The sequence below is a fragment of the Kutzneria chonburiensis genome (genome assembly GCF_028622115.1).
In the GTDB taxonomy this organism is placed as follows: domain Bacteria; phylum Actinomycetota; class Actinomycetes; order Mycobacteriales; family Pseudonocardiaceae; genus Kutzneria; species Kutzneria chonburiensis.
The window spans coordinates 1,800,525-1,817,095 of record NZ_CP097263.1 but is presented as its reverse complement, the minus strand read 5'-3'; the positions used below and the strand labels follow the sequence as shown (position 1 = coordinate 1,817,095).

Genomic DNA, 16,571 nt, shown 5'->3' with positions numbered 1-16,571 from the left:
ATGCGGCCGGCGATCGTCGTCGAGGAGCTGGTGAAGACGTTCCGCGGCGGGGCGCGGGCGCTGGACGGGCTGAGCTTCTCGGTCCCGCACGGGACGGTGCTGGGACTGCTCGGCCCCAACGGCGCCGGCAAGACGACCGCGGTCCGGGTGCTGGCCACCCTGCTGCGGGCCGACTCGGGCGGCGCGTGGGTGCACGGCGTCGACGTGTTCCGGCGGCCGAACGACGTCGCCCGGCTGCTCGGCCTGACCGGCCAGTACGCCGCCGTGGACGAACTGCTGTCCGGCGAGGAGAACCTCTACCTCGTCGGCCGGCTGGCCGGGTTGTCCCGGCGGGACGCGGTGGGCCGGGCCGCCGACCTGCTCACCGCGTTCGGCCTCGGCGACGTCGCGAGGCGCACCGCCGGCGGTTACTCCGGCGGCCTGCGGCGACGCCTGGACATCGCGGTGAGCATCGTGACGAGGCCGGGCGTGTTGATGCTCGACGAGCCGACGACCGGCCTGGATCCCCGCAGCCGCAACCAGTTGTGGGACCAGATCCGCCGGCTGGTCGCCGAGGGGACGACGGTGTTGCTGACCACGCAGTATCTCGACGAGGCCGACGCGCTGGCCGACGACATCGTGATCGTCGACCACGGTCGGGTGGTCGCCGCGGGCCGGCCGGACCAGCTGAAGAAGCGGGTCGGCGGCCAGCGGCTGGAGATCGGCCCGGTTCGGCCCGAGCACCTGGTCGACACGGCCGCCCTGCTGTCGGACCTGACCGGCGAGCGAGCCCGTGTCGACCAGCAGTCCAGGCTGGTCAGCGTGCCGGCCGGACCGCCGGCCGAGGTCGCGGAGGTGCTGCGGCGACTGGACGAACGGGGCATGGCCCCGGCCGGCATGACCATGCGCGGGCCCAGCCTCGACGAGGTCTTCCTCGCGCTGACCGGACGCCGGACGTGATCCGCCGGCTCGGCGTGATCACCCGCCGCAACCTGCTGCACCTGCGCGCCGACCGCGAGCAGCTGATCGCCATGCTGATCCAGCCGGTGGTCTTCCTGGTGCTGTTCGTGTCCGTCTTCGGTGGCGCCGTGGCCGGCTCCAGCCAGCGGTACCTGCAGTTCTCGCTGCCCGGGATGCTGGTGCAGGCCGTCGTGTTCACCGGCATGCAGACGGCCATCGGCCTCAACGCCGACTTCCGTGGCGGCATCGTCGACCGGTTCCGCTCGCTGCGGGTCCCGCCGGCGGTGCTGGTCGGCGGCCGGGTGCTGGCCGACGCCGTCCGGATCACCGCAGGCGCGACGGTGCTGGTGGGCGTCGGCGCGGTGCTGGGTTTCCGGTTCGCCGGCGGCCCGGCCGGCACGGTCGCCGCCGTGCTGCTCGCGATCCTGTTCGGCGTGGTGATGTGCTGGCCGATGGCCGTGGTCGGGCTGGCCGTCCGCGACCTGGAAAGCGTCCAGATCGTGGTCTTCCTCGTCGTGCTGCCGCTCACGTTCGCCAGCTCGATCTTCGCGCCGGCCGACTCGATGCCGGACTGGATGCGCGTCGTGGTCGGGCTCAACCCGGTGACGTCGGTGGTCGACACCGTGCGCGCGCTGATGCTCGGCGAGCCGGTCGGATCCTCTCTCGCGCTGTGCGTCGGCTGGCTCGCCGTGGTCATGGCGGTGTCGATTCCCCTGGTGGCCGTGTTGTTCCGGCGTCGGTGCTGACCAACAGCTTGCGGGCATAGCGCAGCACCAGCCGGTGGAACGCGAAGCGCGTCGGCCCGACCGCGACCAGCAGGTTGTGCTCGACGAGCCGATCGAGGACCGCCTCCGCGGCCGAGACGCCGAGCTCGGCCGCGGCCTGGTCGGCGTCGAACCCCTCGGCCGGCAGCGCGGCGAGCCGGGCGAAGCCGTCCCGCGCCTGGTCGTCCAACCGGCCGAGACCGGACTGCAGCCTGGTCAGGATGTCCGGCCCGCCGACGCCCCAGTCCGGCGGCGGCGTCGCCGGCCCGGCCAGCTGGTCCAGCAGCGTGGCCACCGGCCAGCCGGGAGCCTCGGCCAGCTTGGCGGCGGCCCAGCGGATCGCCATCGGCAGGCCGCCGCACTGGTCGAGCAGCGCCTGCGCGTCCCGGCGCTGGGAAGCCACCCGTTCCGCCCCGATCAGCTTGGACAGCAGGCAGAACGCGTCGTCCATCGACAGTGGCGGGAGGTCGACCAGCAGTGTGCCCGGCGGACCGGACAGCCGCAGATCGCTGGTGAGGATCACCGCGCAGCGCGCGCCACCGGGCAACAGCGGCAGCACCTGCTCGGTGCTGACCACGTTGTCCAGCACGACCACCGCCGCGCGGTCAGCGGTCAAGCCGCGGAACAGCTTGGCCCGTCCGTCGAGGTCGTCCGGGATCTCGCCGGCGTTCAGGCCGGCGGCGCGCAGGAAGCCGCCGAGCACCTGGGCCGGATCGACCGGGGTTGACCCGAGGCCGGCCAGGTCGGCGAAGAACTGCCCGTCCGGCGCCTCCGACCGCAGACCGCGCGCGATCCGCACCGCCAGCGCCGTCTTGCCGACCCCGGGCATGCCGGTGATCAGCACGGCGGCGGGCGCGCCACGCCGGTTCGGATCGGTCAGCCACCGCCGGGCCCGATCGAACGCCTCCTGCTGGCCGGTGAAGTCGTCGGTGTCGGGCGGCAGCTGGGCCGGGCCGAGCACCCGCCGGCGGCCGGGTCCGTGCCCGCCGATGGTGTCGCGGTCGTTGGCCAGCAGCGCGTGGTGCAGCTGCCGCAGCCGTTCCGACGGCTCGACGCCGAGCTCCCCGCTGGTCAGCTCGCGCAGCCGGTGGTACTCGATGAGCGCCTCGGACCGGCGGCCGCTGCGAAACAGCGCCACCATCAGCTCGGCGACGAATCCCTCGTGCAGCGGGTGGGTCTGGGTCAGCTCCTTGAGGTCGCTGATCACCGACTGGTGCCGGCCGAGCACCAGCTCGGCGTTGATCCGCGACTCGACCGCGCCCAGCCGGCGTTCGTCCAGCCTGGTCAGGAACGGCGTGAGCAGGGTGCCGACGGACACCCCGGTCAGTGCCGGGCCCTGCCACAGCCGCAGCGCCTCGACCAGCCGGTCCGCGGTGCGTTCCGGGTCGCTGACCCGCCACGCCGCCATGCCCTGCTCGACGAGATCGTCGAAGCGGCAGTGGTCCATCCGGTTGGGCGGGACGTTGAGCTGATAGGCGTCACGGCCGCCGGCGCCGCCGCCGATCCGGCTCAGCGTGCCAGCGGGCAGCACCTTGCGCAGCTTGTAGACGTAGGTCTGCAGGGTGGCCGTCGCACTGGCCGGCGGCGTCTCGCCCCACAGCTCGTCCACCAGCTCGTGCGCCTGCACCGGCCGGTTCGCCCGGCTCAGCAGCAGCGCCAGCACCTGCCGCGGCTTCGCCGCGGCCGGCGTGACGTCCTCGCCGTCGACGACCACCTCGAGCGGACCGAGAATCCTGAAATGGATTCGCATTCGCCGTCCCCGTATCCCCCATGCCGAAACCGGCAAGGCGATTGAAGCCTGTCAGCGTTACCCGCGCGGCCAATTGGGTGAGCCGCGGGGTATCTTTTCCGCGCTTGCATCGCCCTGTGGTGCGAAAACGGGGCGATGACACCCATCATGCACCATCCGCCGCGCCGGCGGGCCGGGTTCGGCCGAATCGAGCATTCTCCGGTTCGACCGCACTTCGAGCCGACTCCGAGCCGTCGCGCCGACCGTTGCCGCCGTCGATTCGCCCGGCACGGGGAGGCCGTATGGCACACCGCACGCTCATTGTCGCAAAGATGCGCGACGGCAACGCGGAGGCCGTCGCCGCGGCGTTCGCCGCGTCCGACGCGTCCGACCTGCCGCACATGATCGGCGTGTCACGACGGACGCTGTTCCGCTTCCACGACCTCTATTTCCATCTCGTCGAGGCCGACGAAGACATTTCTCCGGCATTGTACCGGGCCCGCTCCCATCCGTTGTACGCCGAGCTGAATACAAAACTCGCCGCACTGGTGTCACCGTACGACCCGAACTGGCGAGAGCCGAAGGACGCCATGGCGACGTCCTTCTACGAATGGACGGCGCAATGACCGCCCAGCCGCGCAAGATTGCCGCGACCGAGGTGGTGGCCAACCGCAGGCGCGGCGGTGACATCAGAGTGACTCTCAGCCCGAAGACGGTCGGCGCGACGTCCGGATTCGGCGGCGTCCTGCTGCTGGCGCCCGGCGAGCACGTCACCGAGCACTACCACCCGTATTCCGAGGAGTTCCTGCACGTGGTCGCCGGCGACCTGGTGATGACGCTGGACGGCGCGCCGGTGGCGCTGACCGACGGCGACTCGCTGCTGGTGCCGATGAACGTGCGGCACCGGTTGGTCAACGCCGGCGACTCGACGGCGCGCGTGGTCTTCCACCTTTCGCCGCTGGCTCCCAGACCCGAACTGGGACACGTCGACACCGAACCGGTGGCGGACGCGGCGTCGCCGAACACTGCGGTGGGCGGTCCGCGATGAGCCGCACGGCGGTGATCACCGGCATCGGCGTCGTCGCACCCGGCGGGGTCGGCCGGCAGCGGTTCTGGGACACCATCATCTCCGGAAGGACGGCGACCAGGACCATCACCCTGTTCGACGCCACCGGTTTCCGCTCGCGCATCGCCGCCGAGTGCGACTTCGACGCGGTGGCGAGCGGCCTGTCCCCACAGCAGATCCGCCGGATGGACCGGGCCGCCCAGTTCGCCGTGGTCTGCACCCGAGAAGCCTTGCGGGACAGCGGGATCGAGCCGTCGGCGGGGCCGCCGCACCGCCGGGCCGTCAGCATCGGCAGCGCCGTCGGCTGCACCACCGGCCTGGAACAGGAGTACGTCGTGCTCTCCGACGGCGGCCGGAAATGGCTGCTCGACCACGAATACCGGGTGCCGCAGCTGTACGGGTACATGGCGCCGAGCACACTGGCCGTCGAAGTGGCGTGGGAGTTCGAGGCCGAGGGGCCCGTCGCGCTGATCTCCACCGGCTGCACGTCCGGCCTCGACGCCGTGGGGCACGGCGCGCAGCTGATCGCGGAGGGCAGCGCGGACGTGGTGCTCGCCGGCGCGACCGACGCCCCGATCTCGCCGATCACCTCGGCGTGTTTCGACGCGATCAGGGCCACCTCGGCCCGCAACGACGACCCGGAGCACGCGTCCCGCCCCTTCGACGCCGACCGGGACGGCTTCGTGCTCGGCGAGGGGGCGGCCGTCATGGTGCTGGAGGAACGCGAGGCCGCCCGTCGGCGCGGCGCCCGGATCTACGCCGAGGTCCTCGGCTTCGCCAGCCGCAGCAACGCCTTCCACATGACCGGGCTCAAGGCGGACGGCCGGGAGATGGCCGAGGCGATCACCCGCGCGCTGGCCGCGGCCGAGCTTGATCCGTCCGAAGTGGACTACATCAACGCGCACGGCTCCGGCACGAAGCAGAACGACCGGCACGAGACCGCCGCGTTCAAGCGCGGACTCGGCCACCGCGCCTACGAGGTGCCGGTCAGCTCGATCAAGTCGATGGTCGGGCACTCGCTGGGCGCCATCGGGTCGATCGAGGTCGCCGCGTGCGCCCTCGCGCTGCGCGAGCAGGCCGTGCCGCCGACGGCGAACCTGCGGACCACGGATCCCGAGTGCGACCTGGACTACGTGCCGCTGACCGCGCGCGAGCACCCGATGGACGTGGTGCTCAGCGTCGGCAGCGGGTTCGGCGGCTTCCAGACCGCGATGGTGTTGGGGCGGGGCGATGTCGAGGCGGCGTGACCACGGCCCGACCACGATCGCGCTGACCGGCCTCGGCATCGTCGCACCGACGGGCGTCGGCATCGAGGAGCACTGGGCGTCGGTGCTCACCGGCCGGACCGGCGTCGGCAAGATCACCCGGTTCGACGCGAGCGGGTATCCGGTGCGACTGGCCGGGCAGGTCGCCGACGTCGACGTGACAGGGCTCGTGCCGGGCCGACTGATCCCGCAGACCGACTGGTGGACCCATCTCGCGTTGGCCGGCGCCGACGCGGCGTTGCACGACGCCGGCATCGATCCGGCCGACCTGCCCGAGTACGAGATGGCCGTGGTGACCGCGAGTTCGTCCGGTGGCACCGAGTTCGGGCAACGCGAGATCGAGCGGCTGTGGCACGACGGGCCGTCCCACGTCGGCGCCTACCAGTCGATCGCCTGGTTCTACGCGGCCACCACCGGCCAGGTGTCGATCCGGCACGGCATGCGCGGTCCCTGCGGCGTGCTGGCCTGCGAGCAGGCCGGCGGCCTCGACGCGCTCGGCCAGGCTCGCCGCCTGGCCGAGGCGGGCTGCCGGCTGGTCGTCACCGGTGGCACCGACGCCTCGCTGTGCCCGTACGGGCTGGTCGCGCAGCTGCCAACCGGCCTGCTGTCCACTTCGGACGAGATAGCCCGCGCGTATCTGCCGTTCGACGTCGCCGCCGCGGGCTATGTGCCGGGCGAGGGCGGGGCGATCCTGGTCGCCGAGGAGTTGACGGCCGCTCGGCGGCGTGGCGTCGGCGCCGGATACGGCGTCCTGCTCGGCTACGCGGCCGGCTTCGACCCGCCACCGGGATCGCCTCGACCGCCGGCACTGCGCCGCACCATCGAACTGGCGTTGGCCAGAGCCCGGCTCGAACCGTCCGATGTGGACGTCGTGTTCGCCGACGCGATGGCCGACGTCGACGCGGACCTCGTCGAGGCGCAGGCGATCAGCGCCGTGTTCGGCGCCGGCCGGGTGCCGGTGACCGCGCCCAAGACCCTCACCGGCCGGCTCTACGGCGGCGGCGCCGCGCTGGACGTCGCGACCGCGCTGCTGGCCATGCGCGACGGTGTCGTTCCGCCCACGGTCGGACCGTCCGAACTGGCCCCTGGCTGCGACATCGACCTGGTGCTCGGGCAGCCGCGCGAGCGCCGGGTGCGACACGTCGTCGTGCTGGCCCGCGGCTACGGCGGGTTCACCTCGGCCGTCGTGCTCGGCCGTGACTTTCCCACCACCACAGACGGGAGTGTGTAGAAGATGATGCGGTTCGCCCTTGCCGACCTCGCGCGGCTGCTGGTCGCCTGCGCGGGCGGCGACCACCCGGTCGACCTCGACGGCTCAGACGCCGACGAGCCGTTCACGGAGCTGGGCTACGACTCGCTGGCGCTGCTGGACCTCGCCGGGCGGGTACAGCGGGAATACGGCGTCGCCATCCCTGACGACGCGCTCGGCGAAATGCCGACGCCACGGGCGGCGGTCGCCTACATCAACGCGCGCTTGGCCGGGGTGGCGTGAGATGGCCGGGCACATCGACAACGCGATCGTCATCGACGCGCCGATGAAGCTGGTGTGGGACATGACCAACGACGTCGAGCGCTGGCCGGAGCTGTTCAGCGAGTACCAGGCGGCCGAAATCCTGTCACGGCAAGGAGATCGGGTGACGTTCCGGCTCACCATGCGTCCCGACGAGCAGGGCCGGGTCTGGAGCTGGGTGTCCGAGCGCACGGCGGATCCGGCGTCCAGAACCGTTCGCTCGCACCGGGTCGAAACCGGCGTCTTCGAGTTCATGCGCATCTACTGGGAGTACTCGGACGTCGTCGGCGGGGTGCGGATGCGCTGGGTGCAGGACTTCCACCTCAAGCCGAGCGCGCCGATCGACGACGCGGGGATGACCGAGCGGATGAACGCCAACACGGTGATCCAGATGGGACTGATCAAGCAGAAGATCGAGGCGGCGTTGGCCGGGGCGGAGCAGTGACGGCGATGGAATGGTCGATCAGTGGACGCAAGGTGCTGGTGACCGGCGGCACCCGCGGTGTCGGCCGGGGCATCGTCACCGTGCTGGCGCGGGCCGGGGCCCACGTGATCACCTGCTACCGGCAGGACGCCGCGGCCGCCGCGGACCTGGAGCGTGAGCTGAAGGAAACCACGGGGCAGCACCACGTGATACAGGCCGATCTGGCCGATCCGGCGGAGATCGAGCGGCTGACGCAAGAGTGCCGGGACCGCTTCGGCCGGCTGGACGCGGTGGTCAGCAATGCCGGCGTGATCAGCCACGTGCCGTACCCGCGGCTGGCGCTGACCGAGTGGCAGCGGACTCTCGACGTCAACCTCACCGCCGCCCACCTGCTCACACAGCTGTCCCTGCCACTGATGGGCGAGGGCGGGTCGATCATCTACATCGGATCCAAGGTGGCCGAGGTCGGCATTCCGCTGCGGGCGCACTACACCGCCGTGAAGGCGGCGCTCGTCGGCCTGGCCCGGTCGCTGGCCAAGGAGCTCGGGCCGGAGCGGATCAGGGTCAACGTCGTCGCTCCCGGCGTGATCGAGACCGAGGCGATGCTGGCCATGCCGGCGGACCAGCGCGAGCAGCTGCGCACTCGATATCAGGGCAAGACCGCGCTGGGACGGCTCGGTGCGCCGGCCGAGGTCGGCGGGGCCGTGCTGTTCCTGGTCAGCGCGCTGTCCGGGTACGTCACCGGCGAGGTGCTGCATGTGGACGGAGGGATCTCGTGATGTTCCGGGTCCAGCTGCGGATGCGGATCAAGGCCGGCTGCGAGGCCGAGTTCGAGCGGGTGTGGCAGGAGGTCGGCGACTCGGTCACCGACCATCCGGCCAACCTCGGCCAGTGGCTGGCCCGCAGCCTTGACGAGGACGGCGTCTACTACATCACCAGCGATTGGACCGACGAGGAGCGGTTCCGGGAGTTCGAGCGCAGCGAACGGCACCTCACCCACCGCCAGAAGCTGCACCCGTATCGCAGCGACGGCTCCATGGTCACCATGCGGATCGTGGCCGCGCTGACCGGAAGGGGAACCCGTTGACCGGCGAGGAGGTCCGGGTGCTGGTCTACCACCAGGCCGACGACGCTTCGTCATTGCGCGCCGCCTACCGCGAGGTCAGCCTGGCCCTCGGGGACGTGCCCGGCCTGCTCGGCAACGAACTGCTGGAATCCGTCGTCGATCCGACCGGGTTCGTCGTCGCCAGCCGCTGGGCCGATCTCGACGCCTTCTCCCGGTGGGAGCAAGGCCCGGACCACCGCCGCTCGACCGCATCGCTGCGGCCGTACCGGGACCCGCGCCTGGCCCACCCTTTCGGGGTCTACCGAGTCACCCGCACGTATCCGGCGTCACTGGTCCGCTGACCCGGCAGGTGGTGGCGATCACCCGTGTCAGCTGTCGATTCCCCGGTGCGCCGCAAGTCCTGGCAGGCAGGATAGGACACGTGCATTCCGACACTGGAGGTTCCATGTCCAAGGGCTACTGGGTCAGCGTCTACCCCGCCATCACAGACCCCGAGGGGCTTGACGCCTACAACCAGCTGGCCCGTCTGGCCGTCAAGGCCGCGGGCGGCCGGACGTTCGCCCGCGGCGGCAGCCGGGTCGTGGCACACGAAGCCGGCATCGCCGAGCGCGTCGTCCTGATCGAGTTCGACAGCTTCGACCAGGCGGTCGCCGCCTACGAAAGTGCGGCCTACCAGGAGGCGCTGGCCGCACTCCCCGACGGCTTCAAGCGCGACTTCCGCATCGTCGAAGGCCTCGACTGACGGCCGCGAGGAACACCAAGCCGGATCGCCGTCAGATCTTGCCGGCGAAGTAGGCCGGCACACTGCTGTAGACCAGCTTCACCTGCACGGTGAGGTCGACCGGGGTCGCCGGCACGATGAAGGCCGCCTTCCACTTGAGCGACTTGCCGGGCTCGATGGACGCCTCCGGCCGGCCGACGCCGTTGGTCGGGTCCTTCATCTGCTCGGCCGTCGTGTTGCCGGCGGTGGCCTGAAAGATGATCGCGGCCGCCGGCAGCGGTGGCGAGTCGGCGGGGTTCGCGACCTCGATGTCCAGCACGACCGCGCGCGGGAACGACCCCGGTGCGAAGGCGCCGCTCGGCGTGTAGCCGGCCGGAACACCGACGGTGACAGCCAACGTGCCCGGCCCGCCCCAGGTGTGCCCGAACGCGAACGGGTGCGTGGCGCTGCCGTCGGCCGGTGCCTGAGTCGTCGTTGAAGTGGCGACCGTACTGGTGGTCGTCGTGCTCGTGGTGCTTGCCGGCGCCGCGACGGGAGTCGAGCAGGCCGCCAGCAGACCGAGCGTGGTGGCGGCAGCGACCAGCACGAAGATAGGTCTCAAAGCGATGTCCCCCTTGGCAGTTGTGCGCTGCCGATCCTAAGGCGGACAACTTCGCACAACTACCGAAACAGCAGCTGGTCCTCCAAGCGACGCGCGCCAACCGGTTGCTCGGATCAACTAGCGTGACCATGCGGCAACTGTCCTGCCCTGCTGGTCGTCATGCCCGGTGATCGACAACCACGAGGAAGGACTCCCATGACGATCGCCCGGATCACCGCCGCCCTCGGCCTGGTGTTCGCGATGCTGCTGGGCGGGGTGGCCACCGCGACCGCGGCCACGCCGGCCGGCACGGCAGCACCGCACGGCACGGTGACGTACACGAAGGTGCTGGCCTGGCACGACGACGAAGTGCGCGAGAAGTGCCCGTCCACCGTCTGCCGGCTCGCCGGCGTGCTCAAGCCCGGCATTCCCGTCAACGGCTACTGCTGGACGGTCGGCGACAGCGTCACGGTGAACGACGTCATCAACTACATCTGGGTGCGGATCAGCCCGGACGACCGCAAGCCCCTGTGGGTCAGCGCCGCGTACCTGGTCGGCGGCAAGTACGGCACCCTGTCGGCCGACGACGAGTGCCCGAACGTCAGCTGATCGCCTGAACGGCCGTTTCCCACTGAAGTGGGAAACGGCCGCGCCGGACGCGATAACTGTCCATTGAGGACTTACGTGTGAGTCCGGGAACCGCGAACGCCTTGCCGGTAGCGGATGCGGGAAGGCCGCCGGCTGGTCGGTTTCGCCGGCATCGCGGGCGGCGTGCTAGATCGGCTCCACCACAATCGACACGGAGATCAGCACAACCACCGCCACCGCCACGGTGATCCGCCAATGCGCCCTGGCACCCGGCCCGCCGACGAACGCGGCTGCTGCATAGCTGCCGGCCGTCACCACGGTCACCGCGATCACCGTGGTCGCCTGATACCAGGGGCCAAGGACTGAGACAGAGGAGGCGAGCATGGCCAGGCCCCGCGCCAGCGCCACCAGCGCCACTGGGGCCAGCAGGGCTGTCAGCCAGGGCCGCCCTACTCGGACGATCCGCAGCAGCGGCCAGGACAACGCCCAGGCTGCCAGCACAGCGACCGCCAACTCGCCCAGCGCCTCCAGTTCCTGGTTGCGGATGGTAGAGGCAAACACGATCACCACGAGCCCGAGCGCACCGCCGACAGCCGCGGCCCGAGCGCACTGCCCCGCCAGCCCACGCGCGGGAAGAACCTGTTCGGCCGACGCGGCCGGTCGCTTGTGCACAGCGGGAATCCTCACGCCTGGCCGCAGCCCGGGCATCCGGGCAATTACTCAATTCCCGGCCGAGGTCAGCGGCGGGTGATGCGGTCGAGGCGGAGGGCGAGTTGGATCTCCAGGGCGTGCTCGGGGTCGCGCCAGTGGGGGCCGAGCAGGGCCGTGACGCGGTCGAGGCGCTGAGTGACGGTATTGACGTGTACGTGCAGGATGTCCTTGGCGCGGTTGAGGTTGCCGCCGGAGTCGAAGTAGGCGTGCAGGGTGGCGACGAGGTCGGAGCCGCGCTGGGAGTCGTAGTCGAGGACGGGACCGAGGGTGCGGCGGACGTAGCCGTCGAGGTCGGGGCGGTCGCCGAGCAGGACGCCGACGAAGCCCAGCCCGGCGAGGGAGGCGCCACGGCCGGTGTGGCCGAGTTCGAGCAGGGCGCGCAGGCACCGTTCGGCCTCGGCGTGGGCGGCGGCCAGCGCGGACGGGTCGGCGGCCGGACCGGCGGCGCCGACGGTGACGGGGCGGCCGAGGGCGTCGCCGAGTTGCCGCGCTAGGGAAGAAGCCAGCTCAGCAGCGTCGGTGGACGGGACGAGCAGCACCAGACGGTCGGCATGGGTGCCGATGAGGCTGGTGCGAGGGACGCGGGCGGCGGCAGCGGTGGCCAACCGATGCCGGGATTCCTGCGCGGCATGGGCAACGGCGACGACGTGCGGCGCGGTGAGGTCGACGCCGAGCCGCTTGCCACGGGCGACCAGCCCACCGGGGTCGCGGTCCGGGGCGGTGAGCAGGTCGGTGACCAGTTCGCCGCGCACCCGGTCCTCGGTCTCGGCGACGGACTGCCGCAGCAGGAGCAGTAGGGCGGTGACGACGCTGGCGCGTTCGAACAACCGCCGGTCGGCGTCGCCGAGTTCGCGGTGACCGGTCAACGTGATGCTGCCCAACGGTTTCGGGCCGGCGAGCACGGCGCAGACCCAGATCCCGTTGTCCGCGACGGCCCGCCCGCTGGCCCGCGACTCCTCGACCAACCGCAGCGGCTGCTCCAACGCGACGGTGTCGACGCGCGCCAGCTCACCGCCGGTGGCATCGTGCACGACGATGCCACCGTGCAAGACCTCGGCCAGCGCGGTGGCCACCTGCACGACATCGCCGCCACGCAGCACGAGGTCGGACAGCCGGTCGTGGGCGTCCTCGGCGCGTCGCATGGCTTCGTTGTGCCGCCGGATCGTCTCGTGGGCCGACCGCGCCTCCTCCATACGCTGCGCGGCCTCCAAGGCGATGGCGGCATGGTCGGCCAGTGAACCCAGCAGCGACACCTCGGCGGTGGTGAAGTCACGGGGCGTGCGGTCGGCGGCGTACAGCACGCCGAGGACCCGGCTGCCCAGTTGCAGCGGCACGCCGAGGATGGCCACCAAGCCCTCGTCCTGCACCGCGGCGTCGATGGTCACGGTGTGCTCGAACCGCGGGTCCGGCAGGTAGTCCGTCGTCGCGTACGGCCGCGCGGTCTGCCCCACCAGGCCGCCGAGCCCCTCCCCCATCCCGAGCATGACCTGCTGGAACAACGCGGAGGTGCAGCCCTCGGTGACCCGCATGTACGTACCGCCGGCGGCCAGGTCGTTGAGGCTGAGGTACGCGACGTGCGTGTGCAGCAGCATCCGCGCCCGGTGCACGATCGCCCGCAGGACGCCGTCGGTGTCGCGCAGCTTGGCCAGGTCGCTGGCGGTGTCGAACAGCGCCGCCAACTCCGCCTCACGACGGCGGTGCTGGGTGAGCGTGGCCCGGATCCGCAGCGCGGCCTCGGTCGCACGCTCGACGTCCGCGAGTTCCTCGTGGCTCAGGCCGGCACGGCGGGCCGAGGTGGCGACATGCGCGAACTGCTCGGCCGAGCCACCTCGGTCGAGCAGTTCGAGCAGTCGCCACAAAGCCTCCATCTGGTCAGGACTCTACGTCCTCCAGCGACCCACCGGTGGTCTCCCGCGCCAGCGCCACGGCCAGCACGGAGATCGCCGCCCCGGCCGCCACGTAGAGCGCGATCGGCGTCGCCGAGGCGAAGGCCGCCAGCAGCGCGGTGGCGACGAGCGGCGCGAGCCCACCGGCCAGAATGGACGCGAGCTGGTACCCGATGGAGGAACCCGAATACCGCACCCTGGTCCCGAACAGCTCGGAGAAGAACGCCGCCTGCGGCCCGTACATCGCGCCGTGCAACACAAGGGCGATCGTCGTGGCGACGATGATCGAGCCGGCCGAGCGGCTGCCCAGCATCGCGAAGAACACGAAGACCCACACCGCCATGCCGATCGCGCCGAACAGGTACACCGGGCGGCGGCCGACGCGGTCGGACAGGGCGCCCCACAACGGAATCGCCGCCAACTCCACCGCGGAGCCGATCAGCACCGCGCTCAGGGCGACCGATTTCGGCAGCTTCAGCGCCTCAACGACGTAGACCAGGATGAACGACGTGATCACGTAGTACGAGATGTTCTCGCCCATGCGCGCGCCCATGGCCACCAACACCTCACGCCACTGCGTCCGCAGCACCGTGACGATCGGCATCCGCTCGACGCTCTCGGTTGCCCGTGAGGCGGCGGCCTGGAACACCGGCGTCTCCGACACGCGCACCCGGATCCACAGTCCGATCGCGACCAGCACACCGGACAGCAGGAACGGGATTCGCCAGCCCCAGGACGCGAAGTCCTGATCGGACTGCACGGCCGCGAGCACCGCCAACACCGCCGTCGCGAGCAGGTTGCCGCCGGGTGCGCCGGCCTGCGGCCACGACGCCCAGAAGCCGCGGTGCTTGGCGCTGCCGTGCTCGGCGACGATGAGCACGGCGCCGCCCCACTCGCCGCCGAGGGCGAAGCCCTGCACCAGCCGCAATGCCGTGAGCAGCAGCGGCGCGCCGATCCCGATCGAGGCGTAGCCGGGCAGCAGGCCCATCAGGAACGTGGCGCCACCCATCATCAGCAGGCTCAGCACCAGCAGCCTCTTGCGGCCGAGACGGTCGCCGAAGTGGCCGAACACCAGGCCGCCGAGCGGGCGGGCGCCGAAGCCGATGGCGTAGGTGGCGAACGCCAGCAGCGTGCCGGTCAGCGGGTCGGCGGTCGGGAAGAAGACCTTGTTGAACACCAGCGCGGCGGCGGAGCCGTAGAGGAAGAAGTCGTACCACTCCACGGTGGTGCCGATCAGGCTGGCCGTGACGACGCGGGCAATACGTTCTCTGGACGGGGACAGGGTCTGGGTCATCGTTGACTCACGCTTTCCGGGTCGTCGAGCGGGATCAGCAGGTCAGGAGGCGGTCCAGCCGCCGTCGACGGGCAGGCTGGCGCCGGTGAGGTGGCCCGCCCGCTCGCCGCACAGCCACGTGACCAGGGCGGCGACGTCGCGCGGCTCGATCAGCCGCTTGATCGCCGGCCGCTGGAGCACGACGTCGGTGAGCACCTGGTCGGGGTCGATGCCGTGGGCGGCGGCCTGGTCGGCCAGCTGCCCCTCGACCAGCGGCGTCCGCACGTAGCCGGGGGCGACGCAGTTGCTGGTCACGCCGTGCGGCGCGGCTTCGAGGGCGATCACCTTGCTCAGGCCCTCCAGCCCGTGCTTGGCCGCCACGTAGGCCGCCTTGAACGGGCTGGCCCGCACACCGTGCACGCTGGAGATGTGCACGAGCCGGCCCCAGCGGCTGCCGTACATGTGCGGCAGACAGCGCCTGGCCAGCAGGAACGGGGCGGTGACCATGAGCTGCTGGATGTGGGCGAACCGCGACGGCGGGAACTCGTGCACCGGCGCGACCGTCTGGATGCCGGCGTTGTTGACCAGGATGTCGACGTCCGACGGCAGCTCGTCGATGGCGGCCGGGTCGGCGAGGTCCACGACGTGCGCGGTGCCGCCGACCTGGCTGGCGACCTCGGCCGCCGTGCGGGGGTCGATGTCGACCACCAGCACCTTGGCGCCGGCGGCGGCCAACTCCTCGGCGCAGGCCCGCCCTATGCCGCTGCCGCCGCCGGTGACCAGGGCGGTTCTGCCGTCGAGTTGGCTTGTCATGGTCGCCCACCGTAGGCAGTGACGCCCCGGCTGAACATGTGTGCGACAACCATGTCTTGCCGGCCGCTTATGGCTCTGAACCCCATATGCGGGTCATGTGTGCTTGCCACATCGGGTGCGGCGGATGGTGGGTCGCGGCGACATGGTCCTGACGCCGGTCACGCCCCTACCGTCGAACGGCGAACCGTCGGAAAGGTGCAACGATGCATCCCCTGCCTGCTTTTCGTCGCACGCTCGCCTGGACCGCGGCGGCGCTGGTCGTCGCCGGCTCCGCCGTCGCCGCCGCCCCGGCCGGGTCATTCGGCCAGGTCACCGGCTTCGGCGCCAATCCCGGCAACCTCTCGATGTACAGCTACGTCCCGGCGTCGCTGCCGGCCGACGCGCCGCTGGTGGTCGCCCTGCACGGCTGCACCCAGAGCGCCACCGACTACTACCAGCACTCCGGCTGGTCCCAGTACGCCGACCAGTGGGGCTTCGCCGTCGTCTTCCCCCAGCAGAGCTCCGCCAACAATCCCCAGAGCTGCTTCGACTGGTACACACCGTCGGACGACGGCCGCGGCAAGGGCGAGGCGGAGTCGATCCGCGAGATGGTGTCGTACGCGCAGTCCACGTACCACGCCGACGCCGAGCGCGTCTTCGTCACCGGACTGTCGGCCGGCGGCGGCATGACGGCCGACCTGCTGGCCGACTACCCCGACGTCTTCGCCGGGGGCGCGATCAACTCCGGCCTGCCGGCACAGTGCGCGGGAAGTCTCGTCCAAGCGACGGGTTGCCAGTACAACAACCAGAACAAGACGCCGGCGCAGTGGGGCGATCTGGTCCGCGCCGCCGATCCCGGCTACGGCGGGCCGTGGCCGCGCGTCGCCATCTGGCAGGGCACCGCCGACACCACCGTGTCCCCGGTGAACGCCACCGAGCTGCGTGATCAGTGGACGAACGTCTGGGGCCTCAGCCAGACGCCGTCCAGCACGGTAGGAATCGGCAACACCACGGAAAGCATCTACCACGACCCGCAGGGCAAACCCGCGGTCGAGGTGTACTCGGTTTCCGGCATGGCCCACGGTCTGGCCGTGCATCCCGGCAGCTGCGGCAGCACCGGCACGTACTACCTCGACTACATCTGTTCCACGTACTACACGGCTGTGTTCTGGGGCCTGAATCCCGGCGGCACGTCGCCGTGACCACGAACCTGTCCGAGACCTCGACCGGGTACTATCAGCTGGTGCCGTCCTGCTG

The 16,571-nt window shown here is 71.2% G+C and carries 20 protein-coding genes; 14 read left to right on the top strand and 6 right to left on the bottom strand.

The genetic code is table 11. The features are described 5' to 3' along the window. Together M3Q35_RS08390 and M3Q35_RS08385 are read left to right on the top strand one after the other, a co-directional pair. The gene (locus M3Q35_RS08390) at positions 1–939 is read left to right on the top strand and encodes an ATP-binding cassette domain-containing protein (protein ID WP_273941089.1); all 939 of its coding nucleotides are present in this window, start codon (positions 1–3) and stop codon (positions 937–939) included. Further along, positions 936–1,685 carry an ABC transporter permease gene (locus M3Q35_RS08385; protein ID WP_273941088.1) on the top strand — a complete coding sequence of 250 codons (750 nt, stop codon included), beginning with the start codon at positions 936–938 and terminating at the stop codon, positions 1,683–1,685. The genes M3Q35_RS08390 and M3Q35_RS08385 overlap by 4 nt, the downstream gene beginning before the upstream one ends. Here the strand turns inward: M3Q35_RS08385 and M3Q35_RS08380 are convergent. Further along, positions 1,633–3,453: an AfsR/SARP family transcriptional regulator gene (locus tag M3Q35_RS08380; protein WP_273941087.1), complete on the bottom strand. Its 1,821-nt coding sequence runs from the start codon at positions 3,451–3,453 to the stop codon at positions 1,633–1,635. The two genes, M3Q35_RS08385 and M3Q35_RS08380, sit on opposite strands and share 53 nt — an antisense overlap. Before the next feature lie 311 nt (positions 3,454–3,764). Between M3Q35_RS08380 and M3Q35_RS08375 the strand changes: the two genes are divergently transcribed. From M3Q35_RS08375 to M3Q35_RS08330, 10 genes are all read left to right on the top strand, one after another. Further along, positions 3,765–4,058, top strand: coding sequence for a TcmI family type II polyketide cyclase (locus M3Q35_RS08375; RefSeq protein WP_273941086.1), 294 nt, complete (start codon positions 3,765–3,767; stop codon positions 4,056–4,058). Further along, positions 4,055–4,480, top strand: a complete 426-nt coding sequence (locus M3Q35_RS08370) for a cupin domain-containing protein (RefSeq protein ID WP_273941085.1) — start codon at positions 4,055–4,057, stop codon at positions 4,478–4,480. Before M3Q35_RS08375 ends, M3Q35_RS08370 begins: the two co-directional genes overlap by 4 nt. Next, positions 4,477–5,745 carry a beta-ketoacyl-[acyl-carrier-protein] synthase family protein gene (locus M3Q35_RS08365; protein ID WP_273941084.1) on the top strand — a complete coding sequence of 423 codons (1,269 nt, stop codon included), beginning with the start codon at positions 4,477–4,479 and terminating at the stop codon, positions 5,743–5,745. The genes M3Q35_RS08370 and M3Q35_RS08365 overlap by 4 nt, the downstream gene beginning before the upstream one ends. Beyond that, entirely contained in the window at positions 5,729–6,994 is a 1,266-nt protein-coding gene (locus tag M3Q35_RS08360) for a ketosynthase chain-length factor (protein ID WP_273941083.1), read from the top strand. The genes M3Q35_RS08365 and M3Q35_RS08360 overlap by 17 nt, the downstream gene beginning before the upstream one ends. A 3-nt stretch (positions 6,995–6,997) precedes the next feature. Further along, a complete protein-coding gene (locus tag M3Q35_RS08355) occupies positions 6,998–7,255 on the top strand; it encodes an acyl carrier protein (protein ID WP_273941082.1) in 258 nt (85 codons plus the stop codon). Between the two features lies 1 nt (position 7,256). Next, positions 7,257–7,718 carry an SRPBCC family protein gene (locus M3Q35_RS08350; protein ID WP_273941081.1) on the top strand — a complete coding sequence of 154 codons (462 nt, stop codon included), beginning with the start codon at positions 7,257–7,259 and terminating at the stop codon, positions 7,716–7,718. 5 nt (positions 7,719–7,723) lie between these two features. Next, positions 7,724–8,476, top strand: coding sequence for an SDR family NAD(P)-dependent oxidoreductase (locus tag M3Q35_RS08345; RefSeq protein ID WP_273941080.1), 753 nt, complete (start codon positions 7,724–7,726; stop codon positions 8,474–8,476). Further along, a complete protein-coding gene (locus M3Q35_RS08340) occupies positions 8,476–8,784 on the top strand; it encodes an antibiotic biosynthesis monooxygenase family protein (protein ID WP_273941079.1) in 309 nt (102 codons plus the stop codon). Before M3Q35_RS08345 ends, M3Q35_RS08340 begins: the two co-directional genes overlap by 1 nt. Beyond that, on the top strand, positions 8,781–9,104 hold the full coding sequence (locus M3Q35_RS08335) for an antibiotic biosynthesis monooxygenase family protein (protein ID WP_273941078.1): 324 nt from the start codon (positions 8,781–8,783) through the stop codon (positions 9,102–9,104). Before M3Q35_RS08340 ends, M3Q35_RS08335 begins: the two co-directional genes overlap by 4 nt. Before the next feature lie 104 nt (positions 9,105–9,208). Further along, positions 9,209–9,505: a DUF1330 domain-containing protein gene (locus tag M3Q35_RS08330; RefSeq protein WP_273941077.1), complete on the top strand. Its 297-nt coding sequence runs from the start codon at positions 9,209–9,211 to the stop codon at positions 9,503–9,505. A 31-nt stretch (positions 9,506–9,536) separates the two neighbouring features. On the opposite strand, the gene M3Q35_RS08325 is transcribed toward M3Q35_RS08330, so the two are convergent. Next, positions 9,537–10,085, bottom strand: a complete 549-nt coding sequence (locus tag M3Q35_RS08325; protein ID WP_273941076.1) for a hypothetical protein — start codon at positions 10,083–10,085, stop codon at positions 9,537–9,539. A gap of 195 nt (positions 10,086–10,280) precedes the next feature. On the opposite strand from M3Q35_RS08325, the gene M3Q35_RS08320 reads away from it, so the two are divergent. Further along, complete coding sequence (locus tag M3Q35_RS08320) at positions 10,281–10,673, top strand: hypothetical protein (RefSeq protein WP_273941075.1); 393 nt, start codon at positions 10,281–10,283, stop codon at positions 10,671–10,673. 165 nt (positions 10,674–10,838) lie between these two features. Here M3Q35_RS08320 and M3Q35_RS08315 read toward each other — a convergent pair whose 3' ends face one another. From M3Q35_RS08315 to M3Q35_RS08300, 4 genes are all read right to left on the bottom strand, one after another. Next, positions 10,839–11,324, bottom strand: a complete 486-nt coding sequence (locus M3Q35_RS08315; RefSeq protein ID WP_273941074.1) for a hypothetical protein — start codon at positions 11,322–11,324, stop codon at positions 10,839–10,841. Positions 11,325–11,389: 65 nt separating this feature from the next. Beyond that, positions 11,390–13,231 carry a helix-turn-helix domain-containing protein gene (locus M3Q35_RS08310; protein WP_273941073.1) on the bottom strand — a complete coding sequence of 614 codons (1,842 nt, stop codon included), beginning with the start codon at positions 13,229–13,231 and terminating at the stop codon, positions 11,390–11,392. Positions 13,232–13,235: 4 nt separating this feature from the next. Further along, on the bottom strand, positions 13,236–14,543 hold the full coding sequence (locus M3Q35_RS08305) for an MFS transporter (RefSeq protein WP_273941072.1): 1,308 nt from the start codon (positions 14,541–14,543) through the stop codon (positions 13,236–13,238). A gap of 42 nt (positions 14,544–14,585) precedes the next feature. Continuing rightward, positions 14,586–15,335: a 3-hydroxybutyrate dehydrogenase gene (locus M3Q35_RS08300; protein ID WP_273941071.1), complete on the bottom strand. Its 750-nt coding sequence runs from the start codon at positions 15,333–15,335 to the stop codon at positions 14,586–14,588. Positions 15,336–15,538: 203 nt separating this feature from the next. Here M3Q35_RS08300 and M3Q35_RS08295 point away from each other — a divergent pair, with 203 nt between their 5' ends. Next, positions 15,539–16,516 (top strand): extracellular catalytic domain type 1 short-chain-length polyhydroxyalkanoate depolymerase, encoded by a 978-nt coding sequence (locus M3Q35_RS08295; protein WP_273941070.1) that lies wholly within the window; start codon positions 15,539–15,541, stop codon positions 16,514–16,516. Positions 16,517–16,571: the final 55 nt, after the last annotated feature.